Origin of the sequence: Kosakonia sp. WA-90 (genome assembly GCF_039871955.1) — a bacterium.
GTDB lineage: Bacteria > Pseudomonadota > Gammaproteobacteria > Enterobacterales > Enterobacteriaceae > Kosakonia > Kosakonia oryzendophytica.
This window is the reverse complement of the sequence record NZ_JBDPLJ010000010.1, coordinates 1-20448: the sequence shown is the minus strand read 5'-3', so window position 1 is coordinate 20448 and position 20448 is coordinate 1. Positions and strand designations below refer to the sequence as shown.

Genomic DNA, 20448 nt, shown 5'->3' with positions numbered 1-20448 from the left:
TGGAAAACGGACAACGCTGTCCGGGTTTTGGCACAACGCCAGGGAGCAATGGGTTATCAGGAGGACCAGCTGCTGAGCAGCTCGCCGTGAACATACAGCTCTTTCGGGCGGGTCACCAACGCCGGCGGCAACGGCTCCGGCAGCGTTTCGGCATACAGCGCGCCATCCACTTCCTTCACCTGTGTGCGTTCCGTCAGTTGCAGCGTGAGGGCCAGATCCTGCGTACTGTCGCTATTGGTAACCAGCGTCCAGCTAAAACAGGCTTGCTGCCCGGCTTCCACGGTGAGGATATCGGGCTGGTTGTCGCGTAGCCACAGCATCACCGGCACGAAGATCGTGTCGATATCGCCGGAAAAACCACTGACGGCGACATTCAGACTGAACTGTTTTTCAAACGACAGTGAGTGGGAGAGGGTGGCAATATTTCTGCCTTTATCCACCCACAGTCGCAGCATGGCAGGGTTAGTGCGCAGGGCCGGGACGGCGTCCATCAGGGCTTTGCGCAGCGTATCGGGTTTTAGCATTTATCTCATCCTGGCAGTGTTTAACGGTTTCGACCTGTAACGCGCACTGTTCCAGCGCGCGCTCAAGCCGTCGAATATCGGCGCTTAAGTCGCCGTTGGTTTGGGGATTACTTGCTGGCATCGGGCACAGACTGACCTGCGGGCAACGGTTGTAAACAGTGACCGGCAGAGGCGCAGGCGGGGCGCTGGTGCACCCGGCGCACAGCATCAGGCAGCTCAGCGCTGTACCAGCGGCGAAACGCATCGTTTTCATTGATTAACCTCGTAATAGCCTGTTCGCGCTGCACCGCCTGCGCACTGGCGGAATCCAGTTGCTGGCGCAGCGCCACCTGCGCCTGCTCGTTGCTGTCCGCCAGTTCGCGTGAGGCGGTAAGCTGCGCGTTCAGTTGTGCGATAGCGCTGTTTTGCGCCTGGGTTAGCTGGCGGGACTGTGCCAGCGACGTGCGCAGCGTGTGGTTTTGCTGCAACAGCCACAGCAGGCCGCAGACGCCCAACAGCAGGGCAATTAGCCAGGTTTTCATAACGTCCCCTGGAGACATAAGGCGCGTTCACGCTGGCGGCGATTTTCCAGCCCGGTATTGCGCACACCGTCGATAAACACCCAGCGTGGCAGCTGATCGCAGGCCTGTTGCCACTGTTTTTTATTGAGGAAAAACGCCAGCGTTGAGCGGCAGGCGGCACCGGTACCGACGTTAAACGCAAAGCTGATCACCGCGTCGTAGACCTGCGGCGGCATCGCTACCGTTACGCACTCCGACAGTCGACGCTCAACATGCAGGACATCGGCGACCAGGTTGACCGCCGCCTCTTTTTCCGTGATATCGCGTTTCGGCGTGACGCCGGCGGTATGGCCAATACCGGACGTCCAGACGCCAGCGCTGCACTGATAAGGGCGCAGCCGACAACCTTCGAGATCGGCAATCAGCGCCAGCCCTTGCTGCGAGGTATGGAGTAAGCGGAAGTCCGGTATCAGTGCCGCCAGCGCCAGCACGACCGCTGCGCTACAGCGTTTAACGGGTAAGCCCATTGATCACCTCCTGGCTCGTGGCGCAGGATTTGAGAAACAGATAGCTCTTTCGGCGGTAATACCAGTTCACCACCACGGTAACGGCAACGCCGAGCGCGCCAAACCAGGCGGCGAAGTCTTGTGGCGTCATCGCGCCAAAAAACGTCAGCGCGACGCTGATCCAGTACGCCAGCGACGAGGTGACTTTTTCGATGGTCATGCCCATAGGTTCACCGTTTCGTTCACCGTGGCGACCGCCACTTCCGGCAGTTCAACGCGGGTGCCATGGGGCAGGATCACCCCGAGTTCCGCCAGTCCAGGGTTGGCCAGAAGTACGGTTTCGACCACGCCTTCCGTGCGGCCGTAATAGCGCAGACAAAGGATGTCGAGGGTGTCGCCCTGTTGTGTAATTGCATTCATCGTGTTCGGATCTCTTGCGGTCTGGAGGGAGTGTTTCCAGCTTCAAGTGTCGTGGGTGGGGCAGACAGACGCCATCTGTCAGGGCTGGTTAAGCGTTGGCACAACGTGAGAAAGCCGTAATGATGCAGAAAGGGGAGAACAACAAAAGCGCGCGCCAGACCGGTGGCGGCTGGCGCGCAATGCTGTAAATGCCTCTGCCTGAGGAAGGCGGCAGAGCGTTATTCGGCGGGGTAAAAAAGCTCCTTATCTGCTACCCCTGGGGTTTCGCTGTGTGCGATGTTCGACACCATGGTCATGGCGAGTTCCATCTCTTCCCTGGTACAGCGATGAAGTAGCGCCAGATCAGTAATCAGTTTGACGCACGCCCAATTAAACTGCGATTTTTCGAAACGTTCAGACACCATGAATCCCCTCATGTGCTTTTACTGTATGGATGTACAGTATCATAAGCCTAATAGTAATGGGAAGCGAAAAATATTTCATCTTGATACCTATGTTGATGATTAAAAAAAGTATTGTTGTTTTCTGATAACGGTTTCTCTCCTCTGTTTTTTGTGAATTGCGCCGCAATTTTGTCAGGAGACTGGCAACAGCCCGCCTGCCATTCCCGCCGGGGCGTACAGTTATTGACAGAACTCCAAGAGGGCGCAGACGCGCCCTGAAGGTCAAGGTCCGTACGCTTCGGCACAATCTTCCATTTCTTCAGCCGCGTGAGCACCGGCGAACCCGCGCCGACGGTGGTGTCGTACAGGCCGCGAATGGCTACAATCGTTTCGCCATACTGATTAAACATGTTCTCCTCCTCGTACCATGTGCGCACTTGCAGGTCGTCGCGGCGTACAAACGGCCCGCCCTGCGCATTCACATAGCCAGCCCAGTCACCGGCGTCGGCGGCGTCATGCACCTGTGCGAACTCCACACTTAACCCGCGTGCGGTTTCGCTGTCGGCCATGCGCCGCAGTTCGCGGTACACCGTGACCGGTGCGCCGCCGATAAACTGGAACTGGCGGATACGCCAGCGCGAGGCCCATGCCGCCACTGCGCAAGCGGTTTCCTGCAACGGTGAACCGCTCTCGTGATCGGTTTCACCTTCCAGCGCATAACCGTCGATATTCTTAGCGATGTACTTCGCCACATAGCCGGTTGCGCTGCCCTTCCGTGAATCTATCGCCTGCGCATCAAAGCGCGCTTTCTTCGCTTTGTCACTATTAAGTTCATGATTGTCTTCAAGTTTTGCGTACTCGCTCGTAATATCGCGTATGCGAGCAACATCCTGAGGCTGCATAAACAGCAGCAGATGCCAGTGCGGGGTGCCATCGTGATGCGGCTCCGCCACGCGAATGCCGAACACGCGCAAATTATGGCGGTGCAGCTTGGCGCGAATACGCGCCCACAGCGCGGTGAAGTAACGTTGGGTCTGCGCCGGACTGGCACCGTTCCACTTCCGATTGCGGTAGCCGGCGCGGGTGGTGGCGTGCCAGGCGGAAGGGGCGGTCAGGGTGTAAAACTCGCCCACGTAACCCAGGTTCTGGCAGATGGTCTCGAACCCGCGAATGCGCGTCATCAGCTCGCTGCGGCGGATCGCCGGGTTGGCTACCGAACCATCGTGTTTATCGATCAGACTGATGCGGTTACCTTCTTCGTCCTCGAGTTCCATGCCTTTGAGAAACTCACGGTTACGGCGTTTTTGCTCGCGCCAGGCACTGACGCAATCCTGGCTGGCGTAGGGGTGTTTTTTCTTGCTGACGTTGCCCAGTGCGATCTGGAGATGTTCCCGCCACTGTGCAGCGATGCGGCGTAAATGCCCGCGCCACCACTGTTCGCTGAACAGGCGGATCACGGCCGGGGCGAGGTCGCTGGCGTTGGCCAGTTTGCGGGTGACCCGTTGCCAGTGCGGCGGTGTGACGTTGAATTGCAGGGCGATGATCCCCGCGCGCATATACCAACGATGCAGGGTTTTCAGCTCGGCGTCGTCGGCGTTATCGATATCTGCCAGTTCGCCGCGAATAAAATTGGCGATGTCCGCCGACAGCCGGTCGATCGCTTTTTTCGTCATGTCCGGTAGGCGGTTGTAGCGGGCGAGTAAATTCACCAGCCGGCTCGCGAGGTCGCGCTGAACCTGTGTATCGAAGTGGCCATTAAATACCGCTTTCGATACGCGCTGGTGAATGCAGGTGAGTTGGTAACGCTGTGTGACCGCGTTGAGGCGGGGCAGCGTACGCGCCACAACGTGGCGCAGCCAGGCGTTGGCGCGCGCCTCGCCGTGGTGCTTCTCCAGCGTATCCGCCGTGCGCATGATTGGCAGGCGTACACACTCCGGTTGCAGCGCCAGCGCATGACGGGCTTGCAACAACGCCGCAATCAGCTGATTGCGACGGTGGAGTTCGGCATGCGTGAGGTAGGGGCTGGCAATCGCCGGACGCGGCGCGTTCCACGGAAAAGCCCACGAGATCGCCAATTAGCGCCTCCTGTAGTGTTTATCTTGCCGTTCGGCGCGGTGCTGGCAGGTTACGCAGCAGGTCACGCCGGGCAGCGCCATACGGCGGGCTTCAGGGATAGGCGCATCGCAGTTTTCGCAGGTCAGACGCGATGGTAACAGCAGGCGGTTGCGTGCCTGGCGGATGTACCGTTCGCGCTCTTCCAGCTCACGCTGTTGTACGAGATCCATTTCATCGGCCATCGGTAACGCTCCTTAGGGTGTGGTGCATTGGGTTTCTCCTGATTGCGGGCAAAAGGGGGCCTGGCGGGTGGACGCCATGGCTTACGGATTGGGGGTTAGCGCGGCAGGGTCAGGCGTTTCGGAAACAGGCTGACGACCGCGCGGAAATGGTTCATTGCACTGATCACGGCTCTCTTCTCTTCAAGCGTCAGTGCGTGTGGGCCGAGAGCCTGGCGGGCCGCGGGCACGCGGGCGAGAAAGAAGATCGCCGCCAGTGCACGGCTGTTTTCCTCGTACTGCGCGTCGCGCTTATCGCATAAATCCTCGATAAAACGCGCCACTTCGGGCCAGCTATCGCCCCAGTGACTGGTGCGGAGTTCGGCGATATGGTTCAGCCCGTTAAGTCGTTCTCCGGCGCTGAGCGGTACGCTGATGCGGTCTGCTGTGATAGCCATACTCTCTCCTGTTTTCTTCTGAGCTTGCAAAAGCAAACTCAGTTAAAGGATGTGCCGGCGCGGTGATCGATATAGCGGCAGTCGATGGCCTGCTGCGTTAATTTGTCGCGCCAGGCTTTCACATTGATCAACGTACGGCTACGTTTCCCGGCATGTTGCGCCACGGAATAGTCGCGTGTCGGGGCTTTGAGCAATATGCCTTCGTCAAGCCATTGCCAGACCAGACGTTCGCTGATACCGCGCATGGCGGCGAAATCTTTCACCGTCATCGCGTCGGACATCGCCGAGCGGATCAGCGTTTGCAACGCTGGCAACAGGGCGGACATCAGCTCATCCATCTGGCCATGGGTGAAATTTCCGGATTGCATTTGAGAGTCGGATAACGGATGAGACGGCGTTGATTTTGCATCTGACATATCGCATTATCTCCTGTGGTTTGAAATGTACTGCACTGGTGTGCATTCTGGTCTATGTACAGCAATATAAATCGCAAATGCGATTGTGTAAATCACTTTTTCGAAGTTGGTATGCATGAGTGAAAACAAGATGAGTGTTCAGGATGTGATTGAGCGCATTGCCGCGTCCTATTCCGTCTCCAGCCAGAAAGCGCTCGCCGAAGCGCTGGATGTGCCGGCGAACAATATCAGTAGCTGGATCCAGCGCGAGAGCGTGCCCTATAAAGCAGTGGTCAAATGTGCGCTCGATACCGGGGCCGATCTGCACTGGCTGGTGGAAGGTGAGTTTGCAAATGCAAAATTAACCGATAAACCCGCACCGAAAGGCAAAGCGTTGTACAACGAGATTTTATCGACCGGCGGGCGCCCGGTGCTGCGCCGAATCCTCGATGCATACGGGTTTCAGATGCAAAAAGATCTCGGTGATTTGCTGGATATCTCTTCCGGAACCATCAGTACCTGGGTGCGGCGTGAGTTTTTCCCCGGCGATGTGGTGGTGACGTGCGCGCTGGATACCGGCGTGTCGCTCAACTGGTTGGCGACCGGCAAAGGCGAGATGTATCCCGCCGCGTCCACGTCGGCTGTGCAACACGAGGCGGCGCTGAGTATCCCGAAATATCGCCATGAGTCCGGCGAACTGAAAGAGGCGGGCATGTGGTTGCTGGATCGTAGCCTGGCACCGTCGTCCGTCGACAGCCTGAATTTTATTGAAGGGCTGAATGCGGGCTGGCTGGTGGACACTTCCGCGCAAAAAATCGGTAACGGTCGCTGGTTTATCCGCATTGATGATGTGCTGGATGTGTTTGATGTGGTGCGCTTGCCGGGCGGCAAGGTGCGTCTTACCAATCATTCGGCGGATTTTGAGTGCAACGTGACAGAGATTGAGCCGTTTGGCGTGGTGATTTTTACGCTGGAAAAACACGTTTAGGGTAACCATGACGGTCAGCAAACAGAAAAATGGGAAGTGGCTGTGCGAGCTCTATCCGCAGGGACGGGAGGGGCGACGTATTCGTCGGCAGTTTCCTACCAAAGGTGAAGCCGAGGCATTTGAGCGCTGGACAAAGCAGGAGGCGCAGGAGAAGCCCTGGCTTGGCGAAAAAGAGGACCGCCGTCGGTTGAGCGATCTGATTGCGCTGTGGTTTAAGTTGCATGGGCAGTCGCTGGCGGCCGGGAAATCGCGGATGGCTAAGCTGGAGATTGTCTGCCGGGGACTCGGCGACCCGCTGGCGACGGAGCTGACCGCGAAAGTGTGGGCGCACTATCGCGATCGGCGTTTGAGTGGCGAAATCGATAATGGTTACACGCGCGATCCGGCGAACTGGAAGGTGAAGCCGGTGACGGTGAACCGTGAGCAGCAGTATCTCAGTGCGGTGTTTAACGAGCTGAGTCGGTTGGGGGAGTGGCAGTTACCGAACCCGCTCGAGGGGGTACGGACGTTTCGCGAGAAAGAGCGCGAGATGACGTGGCTGACACCGCCGCAAATCGCCACACTGCTGGCGGCCTGTGACGCGTTCGGGAATCGCGATTTAACGCGGGTGGTGAAGGTGTGTCTTGCCACCGGCGCGCGCTGGCGCGAAGCGGAAAACCTTCAGCGCACGCAGCTTTCGGCCAATAAAATCACGTTTGTGAAAACCAAGGGCGGCAAGAACCGTACCGTGCCCATTCCGCAGTGGTTGTATGACGAGCTTGCGCCATTGCAGGGGCAGATGTTCCAGCCGTGCTATCCGGCGTTCAGCAAAATGCTGGCGTCCACCGATATCGCACTGGCCGAGGGGCAGAAAACCCATGTGTTGCGCCATACCTTTGCCGCGCATTTCATGACCAATGGCGGCAATATCTTGGTACTGCAGCGTATTCTGGGTCACGCCAATATCCGTGAAACCCTGCGTTACGCCCACTTCGCGCCCGATCATCTGGAAGACGCGGTAACCCTGAATCCGCTGGCGCATTTTAATGGCGGCAAAATGGCGGCAGAAGTTGCATAACGCTGCAATTTATTGCAGTGAAAGAGGGGGTAAGGCATTGGTGGGTAACGGTTATGAGCGTGTTGTGGAGAGGCGCGGGAAAAGCGTCTTAACTAGTTTTTTCGTGCTCTCTTCGAGGGATGCCAACCGCTTTTCGTTCTTTTTGGTGAAAAAATTAACCTTCTGGTGATGATTAATTTACAATGCCGCTTCGATCGGGAGGAGAAGGGGTGAAGCGTATTTTTCATCAGTATGCAGCAAAACGCGCGGCCGCCTGGCTGGCGTTATTTTCGATCCTGCTGATCCTCATCGCCCCGCTGATTTCCGTCTCGTTGCAACACGATTCGATGAAGGCGATGGCGGGCATGCATCATGAGATGAGCATGCCAATGCCTGACCATCATCAGATGTCGCATGCGCAAATGCGTCATCACGAAATACCCTCACAGAGCATGCCGCTCGACCACGCCCAAGCGTGTGGCTATTGCGTACTGCTGGCGCATGTTCCTGGTCTGATTTTCCTTGTCGCCATGTTGCTACTGGGGCGCGTATTGCGTATGCGCCTGGCCCCCGGAAAGCAAGAGGTTTCGCACTGGCACTTCTTTCCCTGGCTCTGGCCAGATACCCGCGCGCCGCCGCGCGTCTGCTTTTTCTGACACGATAATATTGCCCGTACGCCCTGGCGTAACGGCATCATTTTGCTATTTCTGAGGAAAAGTATGACTTCCTGCACCCCGCGTGCGGCGTGGCTGAACCTGCTACGACGCCTGCATTTTTACATCGGTCTGTTTGTGGGGCCGTTTATCTTTATCGCCGCCCTGACTGGCACTTTATACGTGGCGACGCCGCAGCTCGAAAACGCGCTCTATCAGGATGCGCTTTACGGCGTGGAGAAGGGTGAACGCCAGCCGCTGGCGGAACAGATTGCCATTGCTGAGCAGGTGACCGGCGGGCATCTGCGTCTCCATGCGGTGCGTCCTGGTCTGAGCGGTAACGACACGACACGTGTGATGTTTGCCGATCCGCGGCTTGGCGAGTCGGAAAATCGCGCCATTTTTATTGATCCAATGACTCTGCAAGTGAAGGGCGATATGACGGTTTATGGCACCAGCGGGATTTTGCCGCTGCGCCAGTGGATAGATTACGTCCACCGTTCATTGTTGCTCGGTGATGTCGGGCGTATTTACAGTGAACTGGCGGCGTCCTGGATGTGGGTGGCGGCGCTGGGTGGCATTGCGTTGTGGTTTTTCACCCGACCAAAGCGGCGGCTCAATAACCCGGTGCAACATCATCGGCGCTGGCATGTTTCGCTCGGCTGGATCTTGCTGGCGGGAATGTTGCTGTTCTCAGCAACCGGCTTGACCTGGTCACAATGGGCTGGCGGCAACGTTGATCGTTTGCGCGCCGCGTTTGGCTGGATGACTCCGCAACTCAATACACAACTGCATGGCATGGCAACGATTGGCGATCCACATGCGGAACACCATGCGCACCATGACGGTATGGAAATGCCTGATATGCAGCTCGATTGGGTGCAGTTTGATGAGGTGCTGCAGAGTGCGCAGCAGGCTGGCATTTCCGCCACTAAGCTGGAAATCCGCCCGCCGCGTAGCGCCGATAAAGCCTGGACGGTAAGTGAAATCGATCGTCGCTGGCCCACGCAGGTTGATGCGGTAGCCATTGACGGCAGCAGCATGGCGGTTATCGATCGCACCCGATTTGCTGATTTCCCGTTAATGGCGAAACTCACGCGCTGGGGCGTCGATTTCCATATGGGCGTACTGTTTGGTCTGCCGAATCAGTTACTGCTTATCGCCTTTGGCTGCGCACTCTGTGTCACGATCGTACTGGGCTACCGGCTATGGTGGATACGTCGTCCGGCTCGGGCAAGTACGAACCCGGCGGGAACATTGCTGTACTGCTGGCTGCATCTGAGCATAGTGGGGCGTACGATCACTGCGTCGCTGGCATTATTGCTGGGACTGGCTTTGCCGGTACTGGGGGGCAGCCTGTTGGTGTTTATACTGATGGATATCATACGCTGGAGGCGTCATCGTCAGGAGGCGCAGATCACGGTCGGCTAATGGCTAATGACAAATGGTGCGGCTAACCCCGCGCCATTTGTTTGTGTAACGCTACCGTTACAGTAATTGCACTGTAAAATGGCTTTTAATTTGATTGTGTAAAGTAAACGGTACGAATTGTGGATTGAAATCTTTACCGCTTGTGGTATGGTTACGTCATCCTCGCAAGAGGAACAACTATCGCAAACGAGTCACACAGGATCGCAATCATGCAAAAAGACGCGCTGAACAACGTACACATCACCGACGAACAGGTTCTGATCACACCGGATCAATTAAAAGCGACATTTCCGCTGACCACGGAGCAAGAAGCGCAAATCGCGCAATCTCGCCAGACCATCTCCGATATCATTGCCGGGCGCGATCCGCGCTTGCTGGTGGTTTGTGGTCCTTGCTCTATTCACGATCCGGAAGCGGCGATTGAGTACGCTCGTCGATTTAAAGCCCTTGCCGCAGAGGTCAGCGATAGCCTCTACCTGGTGATGCGCGTCTATTTTGAAAAACCCCGTACTACCGTTGGCTGGAAGGGGCTGATTAACGATCCGCATATGGATGGCTCGTTTGATGTGGAAGGCGGACTGAAGATTGCGCGCCGTCTGCTGGTTGAGCTGGTCAGCATGGGGCTGCCGCTGGCGACGGAAGCGCTGGATCCGAATAGCCCGCAGTTCCTGGGTGATCTGTTCAGCTGGTCGGCGATTGGCGCACGTACCACAGAATCCCAGACGCACCGCGAAATGGCCTCCGGTCTGTCGATGCCTGTGGGGTTCAAAAACGGCACCGACGGCAGCCTGGCCACGGCGATCAACGCCATGCGTGCTGCTGCGATGCCGCACCGCTTTGTCGGTATCAACCAGGCCGGTCAGGTCTGCCTGTTGCAAACGCAGGGTAACCCGGACGGGCATGTGATTTTGCGCGGTGGTAAAGCGCCGAACTACAGCCCGGCGGACGTTGCGCAGTGCGAAAAAGAGATGGCTCAGGCGGGACTCAGGCCGTCGCTGATGGTAGATTGCAGTCATGGTAACTCCAATAAAGATTATCGTCGCCAGCCTGCCGTTGCGGAATCCGTCGTTGCTCAAATCAAAGATGGCAACCGGTCGATTACCGGTTTGATGATTGAAAGCAACATTCACGAAGGCAATCAATCTTCTGAACAACCGCGCAGTGCAATGAAGTACGGCGTTTCCGTGACGGATGCCTGCATCAGTTGGGAAACCACGGAAGCGTTGTTGCGTGAGATTGATAAAGACCTGCGCAATAGTCTGGCGACGCGTCTTGCTTAAGAGGTTGTTATGGTTGCTGAATTGACCGCGTTGCGCGATCAGATTGATGACGTTGACAAGGCGCTGCTGGGATTACTGGCGCGCCGTCTGGAACTGGTGGCACAAGTTGGCGAAGTGAAAAGCCATTATGGCTTGCCCATTTATGTCCCTGAACGTGAGGCGGCAATGCTGGCGTCGCGCCGGAAAGAAGCTGAATCGCTGGGGGTACCACCCGATCTGATTGAGGATGTGCTGCGCCGTGTGATGCGTGAGTCCTACTCAAGCGAAAACGATAAAGGTTTTAAAACGCTCTACCCTGAATTGCGGCCAGTGGTCATTGTCGGCGGCGGTGGGCAAATGGGGCAACTGTTTGCCAAAATGCTGACGCTTTCCGGTTATCAGGTTCGCATTCTGGAAAAAGATGACTGGGCGCAGGCCGAGGCACTGGTGGCGGATGCTGGCATGGTGATTGTCAGCGTGCCGATCCATGTTACTGAGCAGGTGATCGCGAAGCTACCCGCGCTGCCGGATGATTGCATTCTTGTCGACCTTGCGTCGGTAAAAAGTGGCCCACTACAGGCCATGCTGGCGGCGCATCAAGGGCCCGTACTGGGATTACACCCGATGTTTGGCCCGGACAGCGGCAGTCTTGCTAAACAGGTGGTAGTCTGGTGCGATGGGCGGCAGCCGGAAGCGTATCAGTGGTTCCTGGAGCAGATTCAGGTGTGGGGCGCGCGTTTGCATCGTATCAGCGCCGTTGAACACGATCAGAACATGGCGTTTATCCAGGCGCTGCGGCACTTTGCCACCTTCGCTTATGGGCTGCATCTGGCGGAAGAGAATGTTCAGTTGGAGCAATTGCTGACGCTGTCTTCGCCAATTTATCGCCTCGAACTGGCGATGGTCGGCCGGCTGTTTGCTCAGGATCCGCAGCTTTATGCTGACATTATTATGTCGTCGTCCAGCAACCTGGCGTTGATCAAACGGTACTATAAACGCTTTGGCGAGGCGATTGGTTTGTTGGAGCAGGGAGACAAGCAGGCATTTATCGACAGCTTTCGAAAAGTGGAGCATTGGTTTGGTGATTATGCCCAGCGTTTCCAAAGTGAAAGCCGCGTGTTATTGCGTCAGGCGAACGATAGCCGCCAGTAATCTGAAAGCCGTTTATACTGAAAAGCCAGTGGTTACCCGCTGGCTTTTTTCATTTAAGGGACGCGCAATGGCTGAGCTGAAAACGCTGTTTGATTACACCGGGCATTTACCGGAATGCCCGACCTGGAGCGAACCGGAGCAGGCGCTCTACTGGGCCGATATCCTTGAAGGGGAGATCCATCGCTATCATCTGGCGACGGGTGAACATACGGTGTTGTCGTTTCCGGAGGAGGTTGGCTGTTTTGCATTGCGGGAAAAGGGCGGTTTTATCGTGGCGATGCGCTACGCCATCTGGTTAACCGATCCGCGCGGTCTGCTGCGGAAAAAAGTGTGTGATAACCCGTCGAATCCGCAACTGGCGCGCTTTAATGATGGTGGCACCGATCATCTGGGCCGTTTTTATGCCGGCACGTTTTGGGGGCCGGGTGACTACAATGGCGCACTGCTATTGCGTATTGATAATGATTTAACACCAAAAGTGGTGCAGTGCGACATTCATGGTGCTAACGGGCTGGCATTTAGTCCGGATGGTCAGTGGATGTTTACCTCTGATACGCCCAACGGTGTGATCTATCGGACGCCCTTGGATCAACAGGGGGAGCCGGGTAAACGTGAACTCTTCCACCGGTTTAAGGCGGGTGAAGGTATACCGGATGGTGCTGCCGTCGACGTGGAAGGTTGTTACTGGAGCGCGATTTTTGATGGTTGGCGTATTGCGCGTTTTTCGCCGCAGGGAGAACGACTGGAAGAGTATTCGCTGCCCGTTCGTTGCCCGACGATGGTCTGTTTTGGTGGTAAAGATATGAAAACGCTTTTTATTACTACTACGCGGGAAAATATGGATGCTGACGAAGTGGCGCAATACCCGCTTTCGGGGGCGATCTTCACCCTGCCGGTTAGCGTGGCAGGAATGAAGAAATCGCTGTTCAAAGAGCGTTAAACGGGCTCAACCGGCACTACGTTTTCGCTCGGGTAGCAACCCAGCACTTTCAGCGAGCGGGTAATATCATTCAGTTCGCGCAACGCTTTTTGCATCCCATCGGAGTGCAGGTTAGCCTGAACATCGAGATAAAACATCTCTTCCCACGGGTTGCCATTAATCGGGCGCGATTCCAGTTTCGTCATGATGACGTTGTGCTTGCGCAGCACCAGCAGGGCTTCAACCAGTGCGCCAGCCTGCTGGCCGGTGGCCATCAGTAGTGTGGTCTTCGCGGGCACCTGATCGGAAACATCGATCGCTTTACGCGCCAGCACCACAAAACGTGTAATGTTTTGCGTCTGGTTAGCCAGGTTGCGTTCCAGCACCTGGAGTCCATACAGCGCTCCACCCGCTTCGCTGCCCAGCGCTGCAACATGGGGTGAATTCGCCTGCGCCACTTTCTCCATGGCGGCTGAGGTGCTTTCGCAATATTCAATCTTCCACTGCGGGTAGCGGTTCAGGAACTGGCTGCACTGCTGGAACGGCTGCGGGTGACTGTAAACAGTTTTAATCTGCTCCAGATCGGTCGAGCCGGAAACCAGCACACAATGATCAATTGGCACCGTCAGCTCGCCCACAATCGACAAACTGGTGTGTTGCAGTAAATCGTATACGTCGTTGATTGCGCCTGAGCTGGTATTTTCCAGCGGTACGACGGCGTAATCCGCCTGGCCGGTTTCCACCTGATTGAAGATATCGTGGAACTTCAGGCAGCCGCTTTCGATAAACTCTTCAAAGTGGCGTGCAGCGTACTGGCGGGCCGCCAGATGGGAGTAAGAACCTTTGGGGCCGAGAAACGCGATGCGCGCGGAATGGGGGTTGATCTTATTCAGATGCTGCTGGAGCAACGCTTGCTGAGTCAGGACTGAGTCTTCGATGATTAATTGAAACAGGCGGGTAATGTAATGGGCGTCCAGATGATGCGCTTTACCCAGTTGAATCAGACGTTCCAACAGATCGCGCTCGCGATCGATGTCGCGCACCGGGCGGTGCGAATGCAGTTTTGCTTTGCCGACTTCGACAGAAAGCTGGCGTCGTTCGGCGAGCAGCGTCAGTAACTGTTCATCCAGCGCGCTGATTTTTACACGTAAATCCAGTAAGGGGTTTTCAGCCGTCATGTTGTTGCCTTTAATTGTTATCAAAAAAAAAGCCTCCCGAAGTGGGAGGCCTTATTGTTCGTCTTCGCATTCTTTATCACAAAACGAATCGCCTCCCGGTTCAGGGGAAGGTAAAAAAGAATGCGAAGAAGAACGGTACAAGTTTCATGCAATTTTCCTTTGAGTGACTGAAGTACAGTACCCGTACTGTTTTCTTTCTGTCAATAAAAAACGCGCCCGAAGGCGCGTTGGATAGGGACTCAATGTAGAGACTACTCTTCTTCTTCAACGAAGCTTGGGTCTTTCACCGACGTTGCGGCGCGACGTGCTTCACCTTTGTGTTGCACTTTATTGAGCTGCCGTTCCAGCTTGTTAATCAAATCATTGATAGCGGTATACATATCTTCGTGTTTTGCGCTGGCGACCAGATGCCCGTTCGGCGTGTTGATCGTCGCATCCGCAATAAAGCCCTGTGGCTCTTTAGACAGAATGATATGTGGATTAATCAGATGGGTTTGCCATTTATCCAGTTTGGCGAGACGGTCTGCGACATGCTGGCGGATTGCCGGAGTAATTTCCATTTGTTTACTGGTAATGTTCATTGTCATAAATTTTACCTCTTGTCTTTCCGTCTTGGTGATTTCAGCATACCGTGGTGAATGTCAAAATGTGTGATTTAAATCACATTATTTTGTCACTTTTTGTCAAAGGAAAGGTTTTGTGAGGCAGGACAGGAAGAGCGCAAATATACCTTGTCGAACGCGTAAATAGCGGTCATAGTTGATAGGATGGATTGGGGCTAAACCGCTTCAGCAATAAGTGAAACCGAATAAAAAAACGGCAGCCTGCGGGCTGCCGTTTTGTCTTTCAGGCGATAGGTCTTAGCTGGCGCTACTGTTCGCCGCAATGATTTTCGCGACTTTGTCAGCCTGTGCGTTCATTTGCATTTCGCGGTAGGCTTTTTCCATCAGCGGCAGCGCATCGCGCGTGGCTTTCGCATCCGGGAAGTCACGAAGCATCCCTTCCACGCGGTTGACAACAGCAACCCAGGCACCGCGGTCGGTGTAATATTCCGCTACGGAGTAGTCATATTTTGCCAGGCGATCTTTCAGGAAGACCAGGCGTTTGGTGGCATCCGTAACGTACTGGCTTTGCGGATAGCCGCGTACCAATTTAGAGAAGTCATTAAATGCGTCACGGGCATGTTGTGGGTCGCGATCGCTACGATCAACACCAAAGAACCCTTGCAGCGCGCTGTCATCCAGCGCCATATTGGTTAGCCCGCGCATGTACATCACATAATCGATGTTGGGATGCGTTGGGTTCAGACGAATGAAGCGGTCAATTGCGGCCTGAGCAAGCGGCAGATCGGCGTTTTTGTAGTAAGCGTAGATCAGATCCAGTTGCACTTGCTGAGAGTAAGGACCAAACGGATAACGATTATCCAGGGCTTCCAGTTGCGTTATTGCCGCCTTCCAGTTACCGTCTTGCAGTTTTTGCTGGGCAGTCGCGTAGATTTCATTTGGTGGATTATCAGGCACCACTTCCTTTGAACCGGAGCAACCCGCCAAAGCCAGACTCAACGTGGCGGCTGCCACCAGATATTTCATGCGCGTCATGACGTTTAGACTTTCCTCAGAATGTTAATGCGGGAGATTCTTTATTCCTGCTCCCGACTAAGACCAGCTACAATAGCACACTATATTAAACGGCAAAGCCGTAAAACCCAACGTTAACGAAGAAGCTGTATATGGCACAACGAGTACAACTCACCGCAACGGTATCCGAGAACCAGCTCGGTCAACGCTTAGATCAGGCTTTGGCCGAATTGTTCCCTGATTATTCACGTTCGCGTATAAAAGAATGGATTCTCGACCAGCGCGTGCTGGTCAACGGCAGCGTCAGCGACAAGCCGAAAGAGAAAGTGTTGGGCGGCGAAAGCATTGCCATCAATGCTGAAATTGAAGAAGAAGCCCGTTTTGAACCGCAAGATATTCCGTTAAATATCGTTTATGAAGATGACGACATTATCGTTATCAACAAGCCACGTGATTTGGTGGTGCATCCCGGAGCCGGTAACCCTGACGGTACGGTGCTGAACGCATTGCTGCATTACTATCCGCCTATCGCCGATGTTCCGCGTGCAGGGATTGTGCACCGTCTGGACAAAGACACCACCGGTTTGATGGTGGTCGCAAAAACGGTGCCGGCGCAAACGCGGCTGGTGGAATCCTTACAACTGCGTGAAATCACACGTGAGTATGAAGCGGTTGCTATTGGTCACATGACTTCGGGTGGCACTGTTGAAGAACCGATCAGCCGTCACCCAACGAAGCGTACGCATATGTCCGTGCATCCGATGGGGAAACCGGCGGTCACGCATTACCGCATCATGGAGCATTTCCGCATACATACACGCTTGCGTTTGCGTCTGGAAACCGGCCGTACGCACCAGATCCGTGTGCATATGTCGCATATCACGCATCCGCTGGTGGGTGATCAACTGTACGGTGGTCGTCCGCGTCCGCCAAAAGGGGCCTCGGAAGCGTTTATTGAGGCGCTGCGTAAGTTCGATCGCCAGGCTTTGCACGCCACCATGTTGCGTCTTTATCATCCGATCAGCGGTATTGAGATGGAGTGGCATGCGCCGATCCCGCAGGATATGGTCGATCTTATCGACGCGATGCGCGCTGATTTTGAATTGCATAAGGATGAAGTGGCCTGGTTATGACCAAACTGATCCGCCCGGACTGGCCGCAACCCAAGAATGTTGCAGCCTGTAGCTCGACACGTATTGGTGGCGTTAGCCTGCCGCCTTATGACTCCCTGAATCTCGGTGCACATTGCGGTGACGATCTCCTTCTGGTGGAGGAAAACCGTAAGCGCATGTTTGCGGAAGGTGGTTTACCGTCTAAACCTGTGTGGCTTGAACAGGTGCACGGCACCGATGTGCTGAAACTCAACGGTGAGCCTTATACCTCGAAGCGGGCGGATGCCTCCTACAGTAACACCCCGGGTACCGTTTGTGCGGTGATGACTGCTGACTGTCTGCCGGTTCTCTTTTGTAATCGCGAAGGAACGGAAGTTGCCGCTGCGCATGCGGGGTGGCGTGGTTTATGCGCAGGTATACTGGAAGAGACGGTCGCGTGTTTTGCTGATAAGCCGGAAAATGTGCTGGCGTGGTTTGGTCCGGCGATTGGCCCGCAAGCCTTTGAAGTTGGCCCGGAAGTCAGGGAGGCGTTTATGGCCCATGATCCCCGTGCTGATGACGCCTTTCGCCCGGTTGGGGAAAAGTTTTTTGCGGATATCTATCAGCTTGCGCGCCAGCGGTTGGCAAGCGCAGGCGTGGAGCATGTGTTTGGCGGCGATCGCTGTACTTTTAGCCAACCGGAGGATTTTTTCTCCTATCGCCGGGACAAGGTCACCGGGCGTATGGCAAGTTTCATTTGGCTGATATAACCTAACGAATCAAGACGATCCAGTACGCGTAAGTTTTCTTTCGCATAATTCAGGTCATTCACCTTGAATAATTGAGGGATGACCTCATTTAATCTCCAGTAGCAATTTTGACCTGTTATGGGAGGAGTTATGCGTCTGGATCGTCTTACTAATAAATTCCAGCTTGCTCTTGCCGATGCCCAGTCGCTCGCACTGGGGCAAGACAACCAATTCATCGAACCTCTTCATTTAATGAGCGCCTTGCTGAATCAGGAAGGGGGTTCGATTCATCCTTTATTGACCTCTGCCGGCGTGAACGCTGGCCAGTTACGTACCGCCATTGAACAGGCGTTAAGCCGCTTACCGCAGGTGGAAGGCACCGGCGGCGATGTGCAGCCTTCTCAGGATCTGGTTCGTATGCTTAATCTTTGCGACAAACTGGCGCAAAAGCGGGGTGACAACTTTATTTCGTCAGAACTTTTTGTTCTGGCTGCGCTTGATTCACGTGGCACGCTAACTGATTTGCTGAAATCCGCTGGTGCAACAACCGCCAATGTGACTCAGGCGATAGATCAAATGCGTGGGGGAGAAAACGTGAACGATCAGGGGGCCGAAGACCAACGTCAGGCCTTGAAAAAATTCACTGTCGATCTGACCGAGCGCGCCGAACAAGGCAAGCTCGATCCGGTTATCGGTCGTGATGAAGAGATCCGCCGTACTATTCAGGTACTGCAGCGCCGGACGAAAAACAACCCGGTATTGATTGGTGAGCCAGGCGTTGGTAAGACTGCCATCGTTGAAGGTTTGGCGCAGCGTATCGTCAATGGCGAAGTACCGGAAGGGCTGAAAGGGCGTCGCGTGCTGTCGCTGGACATGGGGGCGCTCGTTGCCGGGGCAAAATACCGCGGTGAGTTCGAAGAGCGTTTAAAAGGCGTGCTTAACGATCTGGCGAAACAAGAAGGCAACGTCATCCTGTTTATTGACGAACTTCACACGATGGTGGGCGCAGGGAAAGCCGACGGGGCGATGGACGCCGGTAACATGCTGAAACCTGCGCTGGCGCGTGGTGAACTTCATTGTGTGGGGGCAACCACACTGGATGAATATCGTCAGTTTATTGAAAAAGATGCTGCGCTGGAACGTCGTTTCCAGAAAGTGTTGGTCGCAGAACCTTCGGTGGAAGATACCATTGCCATCTTGCGTGGTCTGAAAGAGCGTTATGAATTGCACCATCACGTGCAGATCACTGACCCGGCGATTGTGGCGGCGGCAACGCTGTCACACCGTTATATTGCCGATCGCCAGTTGCCGGACAAAGCCATTGACTTGATTGATGAAGCTGCATCAAGCATCCGTATGCAGATTGACTCGAAACCGGAAGAGCTGGATCGTCTTGATCGCCGTATTATTCAGCTCAAGCTGGAACAGCGGGCGCTGATGAAAGAGTCAGATGAAGCCAGTAAAAAGCGTCTCGACATGCTTAATGAAGAGCTGGAGGATAAAGAACGCCAGTACTCAACTTTAGAAGAAGAGTGGAAGGCCGAAAAAGCGTCGCTTTCCGGAACGCAGACCATCAAATCGGAGCTGGAGCAGGCGAAAATTGCGATGGAACAGGCGCGCCGTAATGGTGACCTGGGGCGTATGTCGGAATTGCAGTACGGTAAAATTCCGGCGCTCGAAAAACAGCTGGCTGCGGCTACACAGGCGGAAGGCAAAACCATGCGTTTGTTACGTAACCGCGTAACCGATGCGGAAATCGCTGAAGTACTGGCGCGTTGGACCGGTATTCCGGTGGCGCGGATGATGGAAGGCGAACGCGAAAAATTGCTGCGCATGGAGCATGATCTGCATCATCGGGTGATTGGTCAGGATGAAGCCGTTGAAGCGGTATCGAATGCGATCCGCCGCAGCCGTGCGGGGTTGTCAGATCCTAATCGTCCGATTGGCTCGTTCCTGTTCCTTGGGCCAACCGGGGTGGGGAAAACCGAGTTGTGCAAAACACTGGCGAATTTTATGTTCGACAGTGACGATGCGATGGTGCGTATCGATATGTCCGAATTTATGGAAAAACACTCCGTCTCACGTCTGGTGGGGGCGCCTCCGGGATATGTCGGCTACGAAGAGGGCGGTTACCTGACCGAAGCGGTGCGTCGTCGCCCTTACTCCGTCATCCTGCTGGATGAAGTGGAAAAAGCGCACCCGGATGTGTTCAACATCTTATTGCAAGTACTGGATGACGGGCGATTGACGGATGGGCAAGGCAGAACCGTGGATTTCCGTAATACGGTGGTCATTATGACATCTAACCTGGGTTCTGACCTGATTCAGGAGCGTTTTGGCGATCTTGATTATGGCCATATGAAAGAACTGGTATTGGGTGTCGTTAGCCAGAATTTCCGCCCGGAATTCATTAACCGTATTGATGAGGTGGTTGTGTTTCATCCTCTGGGTGAAAAACATATTGCTTCTATTGCGCAGATCCAACTGCAACGTTTGTACAAACGCCTGGAAGAACGTGGCTATACGGTGACGATTTCTGAAGAAGCGCTGAAACTGCTGAGTGCGAATGGTTACGATCCAGTGTATGGGGCTCGTCCGCTGAAACGCGCCATCCAGCAGCAAATCGAGAACCCGCTTGCGCAGCAAATTCTCTCCGGTGAGCTGATTCCGGGGAAAACGGTTGAGCTGGTAGTGAAAAACAATCGTATTGTGGCAGTGCAGTAAGTCACAAATATAAGAAAACGGGCCCTGCGGGGCTCGTTTTTGTTTAAAAACCAGGCAAAAATTCACTTTCTCCAGTGGTTTTGCCTGGAAAGTGAGCGAACGGTAACTTTTTTTAAATTAAGGGTTGTCAGCCGGAATTAACTCCCTATAATGCGCCACCACTGACACGGCACAACGGCAAACACACCGGCCTGTCAGGTGAAGAATTCTGAAAATATTCAGTTGACTTCGC

The 20448-nt window shown here is 54.9% G+C and carries 25 protein-coding genes and 1 other annotated feature; of the genes, 10 read left to right on the top strand and 15 right to left on the bottom strand.

What is annotated here, in order from left to right:
- Positions 1-56: 56 nt before the first annotated feature.
- From ABGA49_RS15385 to ABGA49_RS15335, 11 genes are all read right to left on the bottom strand, one after another.
- Positions 57-524 (bottom strand): phage tail protein, encoded by a 468-nt coding sequence (locus tag ABGA49_RS15385; protein ID WP_088236681.1) that lies wholly within the window; start codon positions 522-524, stop codon positions 57-59.
- Complete coding sequence (gene lysC / locus ABGA49_RS15380) at positions 463-732, bottom strand: Rz1-like lysis system protein LysC (RefSeq protein ID WP_082794139.1); 270 nt, start codon at positions 730-732, stop codon at positions 463-465. The genes ABGA49_RS15385 and lysC overlap by 62 nt, the downstream gene beginning before the upstream one ends.
- The gene (gene lysB, locus ABGA49_RS15375) at positions 632-1045 is read right to left on the bottom strand and encodes an Rz-like lysis system protein LysB (protein ID WP_134318826.1); all 414 of its coding nucleotides are present in this window, start codon (positions 1043-1045) and stop codon (positions 632-634) included. The genes lysC and lysB overlap by 101 nt, the downstream gene beginning before the upstream one ends.
- Positions 1042-1551 carry a lysozyme gene (locus ABGA49_RS15370; protein ID WP_061493606.1) on the bottom strand — a complete coding sequence of 170 codons (510 nt, stop codon included), beginning with the start codon at positions 1549-1551 and terminating at the stop codon, positions 1042-1044. Before ABGA49_RS15370 ends, lysB begins: the two co-directional genes overlap by 4 nt.
- Positions 1535-1756, bottom strand: a complete 222-nt coding sequence (locus tag ABGA49_RS15365) for an HP1 family phage holin (protein ID WP_347665768.1) — start codon at positions 1754-1756, stop codon at positions 1535-1537. Before ABGA49_RS15365 ends, ABGA49_RS15370 begins: the two co-directional genes overlap by 17 nt.
- A complete protein-coding gene (locus tag ABGA49_RS15360) occupies positions 1747-1950 on the bottom strand; it encodes a tail protein X (protein WP_347665767.1) in 204 nt (67 codons plus the stop codon). The genes ABGA49_RS15365 and ABGA49_RS15360 overlap by 10 nt, the downstream gene beginning before the upstream one ends.
- 218 nt (positions 1951-2168) lie before the next feature.
- Positions 2169-2354, bottom strand: coding sequence for a hypothetical protein (locus tag ABGA49_RS15355; RefSeq protein ID WP_061493609.1), 186 nt, complete (start codon positions 2352-2354; stop codon positions 2169-2171).
- 47 nt (positions 2355-2401) lie between these two features.
- Positions 2402-4408, bottom strand: coding sequence for a replication endonuclease (locus ABGA49_RS15350; protein WP_347665766.1), 2007 nt, complete (start codon positions 4406-4408; stop codon positions 2402-2404).
- Positions 4409-4630, bottom strand: a complete 222-nt coding sequence (locus ABGA49_RS15345) for a TraR/DksA C4-type zinc finger protein (RefSeq protein WP_061493610.1) — start codon at positions 4628-4630, stop codon at positions 4409-4411.
- A gap of 95 nt (positions 4631-4725) precedes the next feature.
- Positions 4726-5064 carry a DUF5347 domain-containing protein gene (locus ABGA49_RS15340; RefSeq protein WP_347665765.1) on the bottom strand — a complete coding sequence of 113 codons (339 nt, stop codon included), beginning with the start codon at positions 5062-5064 and terminating at the stop codon, positions 4726-4728.
- Between the two features lie 38 nt (positions 5065-5102).
- The gene (locus tag ABGA49_RS15335) at positions 5103-5480 is read right to left on the bottom strand and encodes a hypothetical protein (protein WP_061493612.1); all 378 of its coding nucleotides are present in this window, start codon (positions 5478-5480) and stop codon (positions 5103-5105) included.
- Positions 5481-5595: 115 nt separating this feature from the next.
- Between ABGA49_RS15335 and ABGA49_RS15330 the strand changes: the two genes are divergently transcribed.
- The 7 genes from ABGA49_RS15330 (at position 5596) to ABGA49_RS15300 (ending at position 12918) form a co-directional block, all read left to right on the top strand.
- Entirely contained in the window at positions 5596-6447 is an 852-nt protein-coding gene (locus ABGA49_RS15330) for a phage repressor protein CI (RefSeq protein ID WP_061493613.1), read from the top strand.
- A gap of 7 nt (positions 6448-6454) precedes the next feature.
- Positions 6455-7504 carry a site-specific integrase gene (locus tag ABGA49_RS15325; RefSeq protein ID WP_061493614.1) on the top strand — a complete coding sequence of 350 codons (1050 nt, stop codon included), beginning with the start codon at positions 6455-6457 and terminating at the stop codon, positions 7502-7504.
- Between the two features lie 182 nt (positions 7505-7686).
- Positions 7687-8139, top strand: coding sequence for a DUF2946 domain-containing protein (locus tag ABGA49_RS15320; protein WP_061493615.1), 453 nt, complete (start codon positions 7687-7689; stop codon positions 8137-8139).
- A 63-nt stretch (positions 8140-8202) separates the two neighbouring features.
- On the top strand, positions 8203-9567 hold the full coding sequence (locus ABGA49_RS15315; RefSeq protein WP_347665764.1) for a PepSY-associated TM helix domain-containing protein: 1365 nt from the start codon (positions 8203-8205) through the stop codon (positions 9565-9567).
- Positions 9568-9776: 209 nt separating this feature from the next.
- Complete coding sequence (aroF, locus tag ABGA49_RS15310; RefSeq protein ID WP_061493617.1) at positions 9777-10847, top strand: 3-deoxy-7-phosphoheptulonate synthase AroF; 1071 nt, start codon at positions 9777-9779, stop codon at positions 10845-10847.
- Between the two features lie 9 nt (positions 10848-10856).
- On the top strand, positions 10857-11978 hold the full coding sequence (gene tyrA / locus ABGA49_RS15305) for a bifunctional chorismate mutase/prephenate dehydrogenase (RefSeq protein WP_134318832.1): 1122 nt from the start codon (positions 10857-10859) through the stop codon (positions 11976-11978).
- 67 nt (positions 11979-12045) lie between these two features.
- A complete protein-coding gene (locus ABGA49_RS15300; RefSeq protein WP_347665763.1) occupies positions 12046-12918 on the top strand; it encodes an SMP-30/gluconolactonase/LRE family protein in 873 nt (290 codons plus the stop codon).
- Here ABGA49_RS15300 and pheA read toward each other — a convergent pair.
- The 4 genes from pheA to bamD form a co-directional block, all read right to left on the bottom strand.
- Positions 12915-14075, bottom strand: a complete 1161-nt coding sequence (gene pheA / locus ABGA49_RS15295; protein WP_061493620.1) for a bifunctional chorismate mutase/prephenate dehydratase — start codon at positions 14073-14075, stop codon at positions 12915-12917. The genes ABGA49_RS15300 and pheA overlap by 4 nt on opposite strands.
- A 22-nt stretch (positions 14076-14097) precedes the next feature.
- Positions 14098-14224: a sequence feature (Phe leader region), on the bottom strand.
- Positions 14176-14223, bottom strand: coding sequence for a pheA operon leader peptide PheL (gene pheL, locus ABGA49_RS15290; protein WP_100250063.1), 48 nt, complete (start codon positions 14221-14223; stop codon positions 14176-14178). (Overlaps the previous feature by 48 nt.)
- A 102-nt stretch (positions 14225-14326) precedes the next feature.
- Positions 14327-14662 (bottom strand): ribosome-associated translation inhibitor RaiA, encoded by a 336-nt coding sequence (raiA, locus tag ABGA49_RS15285; protein WP_061493621.1) that lies wholly within the window; start codon positions 14660-14662, stop codon positions 14327-14329.
- A gap of 273 nt (positions 14663-14935) precedes the next feature.
- Positions 14936-15673, bottom strand: coding sequence for an outer membrane protein assembly factor BamD (bamD, locus tag ABGA49_RS15280; RefSeq protein WP_061493622.1), 738 nt, complete (start codon positions 15671-15673; stop codon positions 14936-14938).
- Positions 15674-15804: 131 nt separating this feature from the next.
- Here bamD and rluD point away from each other — a divergent pair, with 131 nt between their 5' ends.
- From rluD to clpB, 3 genes are all read left to right on the top strand, one after another.
- Entirely contained in the window at positions 15805-16785 is a 981-nt protein-coding gene (gene rluD, locus ABGA49_RS15275; protein ID WP_061493623.1) for a 23S rRNA pseudouridine(1911/1915/1917) synthase RluD, read from the top strand.
- Positions 16782-17513: a purine nucleoside phosphorylase YfiH gene (yfiH, locus tag ABGA49_RS15270; RefSeq protein ID WP_061493624.1), complete on the top strand. Its 732-nt coding sequence runs from the start codon at positions 16782-16784 to the stop codon at positions 17511-17513. The genes rluD and yfiH overlap by 4 nt, the downstream gene beginning before the upstream one ends.
- 129 nt (positions 17514-17642) lie before the next feature.
- Positions 17643-20216, top strand: a complete 2574-nt coding sequence (gene clpB / locus ABGA49_RS15265; protein WP_061493625.1) for an ATP-dependent chaperone ClpB — start codon at positions 17643-17645, stop codon at positions 20214-20216.
- The last annotated feature ends 232 nt before the right edge of the window (positions 20217-20448 follow it).

Excerpts from the sequence above, each read along its gene's own strand:
- ABGA49_RS15385 (WP_088236681.1), bottom strand. The coding sequence starts at position 524 with ATGCTAAAACCCGATACGCTGCGCAAAGCCCTGATGGACGCCGTCCCG.
- lysC (WP_082794139.1), bottom strand. The coding sequence starts at position 732 with ATGCTGTGCGCCGGGTGCACCAGCGCCCCGCCTGCGCCTCTGCCGGTC.
- lysB (WP_134318826.1), bottom strand. The coding sequence starts at position 1,045 with ATGAAAACCTGGCTAATTGCCCTGCTGTTGGGCGTCTGCGGCCTGCTG.
- ABGA49_RS15370 (WP_061493606.1), bottom strand. The coding sequence starts at position 1,551 with ATGGGCTTACCCGTTAAACGCTGTAGCGCAGCGGTCGTGCTGGCGCTG.
- ABGA49_RS15365 (WP_347665768.1), bottom strand. The coding sequence starts at position 1,756 with ATGGGCATGACCATCGAAAAAGTCACCTCGTCGCTGGCGTACTGGATC.
- ABGA49_RS15360 (WP_347665767.1), bottom strand. The coding sequence starts at position 1,950 with ATGAATGCAATTACACAACAGGGCGACACCCTCGACATCCTTTGTCTG.
- ABGA49_RS15355 (WP_061493609.1), bottom strand. The coding sequence starts at position 2,354 with ATGGTGTCTGAACGTTTCGAAAAATCGCAGTTTAATTGGGCGTGCGTC.
- ABGA49_RS15345 (WP_061493610.1), bottom strand. The coding sequence starts at position 4,630 with ATGGCCGATGAAATGGATCTCGTACAACAGCGTGAGCTGGAAGAGCGC.
- ABGA49_RS15340 (WP_347665765.1), bottom strand. The coding sequence starts at position 5,064 with ATGGCTATCACAGCAGACCGCATCAGCGTACCGCTCAGCGCCGGAGAA.
- ABGA49_RS15335 (WP_061493612.1), bottom strand. The coding sequence starts at position 5,480 with ATGTCAGATGCAAAATCAACGCCGTCTCATCCGTTATCCGACTCTCAA.
- ABGA49_RS15330 (WP_061493613.1), top strand. The coding sequence starts at position 5,596 with ATGAGTGAAAACAAGATGAGTGTTCAGGATGTGATTGAGCGCATTGCC.
- ABGA49_RS15325 (WP_061493614.1), top strand. The coding sequence starts at position 6,455 with ATGACGGTCAGCAAACAGAAAAATGGGAAGTGGCTGTGCGAGCTCTAT.
- ABGA49_RS15320 (WP_061493615.1), top strand. The coding sequence starts at position 7,687 with ATGCCGCTTCGATCGGGAGGAGAAGGGGTGAAGCGTATTTTTCATCAG.
- ABGA49_RS15315 (WP_347665764.1), top strand. The coding sequence starts at position 8,203 with ATGACTTCCTGCACCCCGCGTGCGGCGTGGCTGAACCTGCTACGACGC.
- aroF (WP_061493617.1), top strand. The coding sequence starts at position 9,777 with ATGCAAAAAGACGCGCTGAACAACGTACACATCACCGACGAACAGGTT.
- tyrA (WP_134318832.1), top strand. The coding sequence starts at position 10,857 with ATGGTTGCTGAATTGACCGCGTTGCGCGATCAGATTGATGACGTTGAC.
- ABGA49_RS15300 (WP_347665763.1), top strand. The coding sequence starts at position 12,046 with ATGGCTGAGCTGAAAACGCTGTTTGATTACACCGGGCATTTACCGGAA.
- pheA (WP_061493620.1), bottom strand. The coding sequence starts at position 14,075 with ATGACGGCTGAAAACCCCTTACTGGATTTACGTGTAAAAATCAGCGCG.
- raiA (WP_061493621.1), bottom strand. The coding sequence starts at position 14,662 with ATGACAATGAACATTACCAGTAAACAAATGGAAATTACTCCGGCAATC.
- bamD (WP_061493622.1), bottom strand. The coding sequence starts at position 15,673 with ATGACGCGCATGAAATATCTGGTGGCAGCCGCCACGTTGAGTCTGGCT.
- rluD (WP_061493623.1), top strand. The coding sequence starts at position 15,805 with ATGGCACAACGAGTACAACTCACCGCAACGGTATCCGAGAACCAGCTC.
- yfiH (WP_061493624.1), top strand. The coding sequence starts at position 16,782 with ATGACCAAACTGATCCGCCCGGACTGGCCGCAACCCAAGAATGTTGCA.
- clpB (WP_061493625.1), top strand. The coding sequence starts at position 17,643 with ATGCGTCTGGATCGTCTTACTAATAAATTCCAGCTTGCTCTTGCCGAT.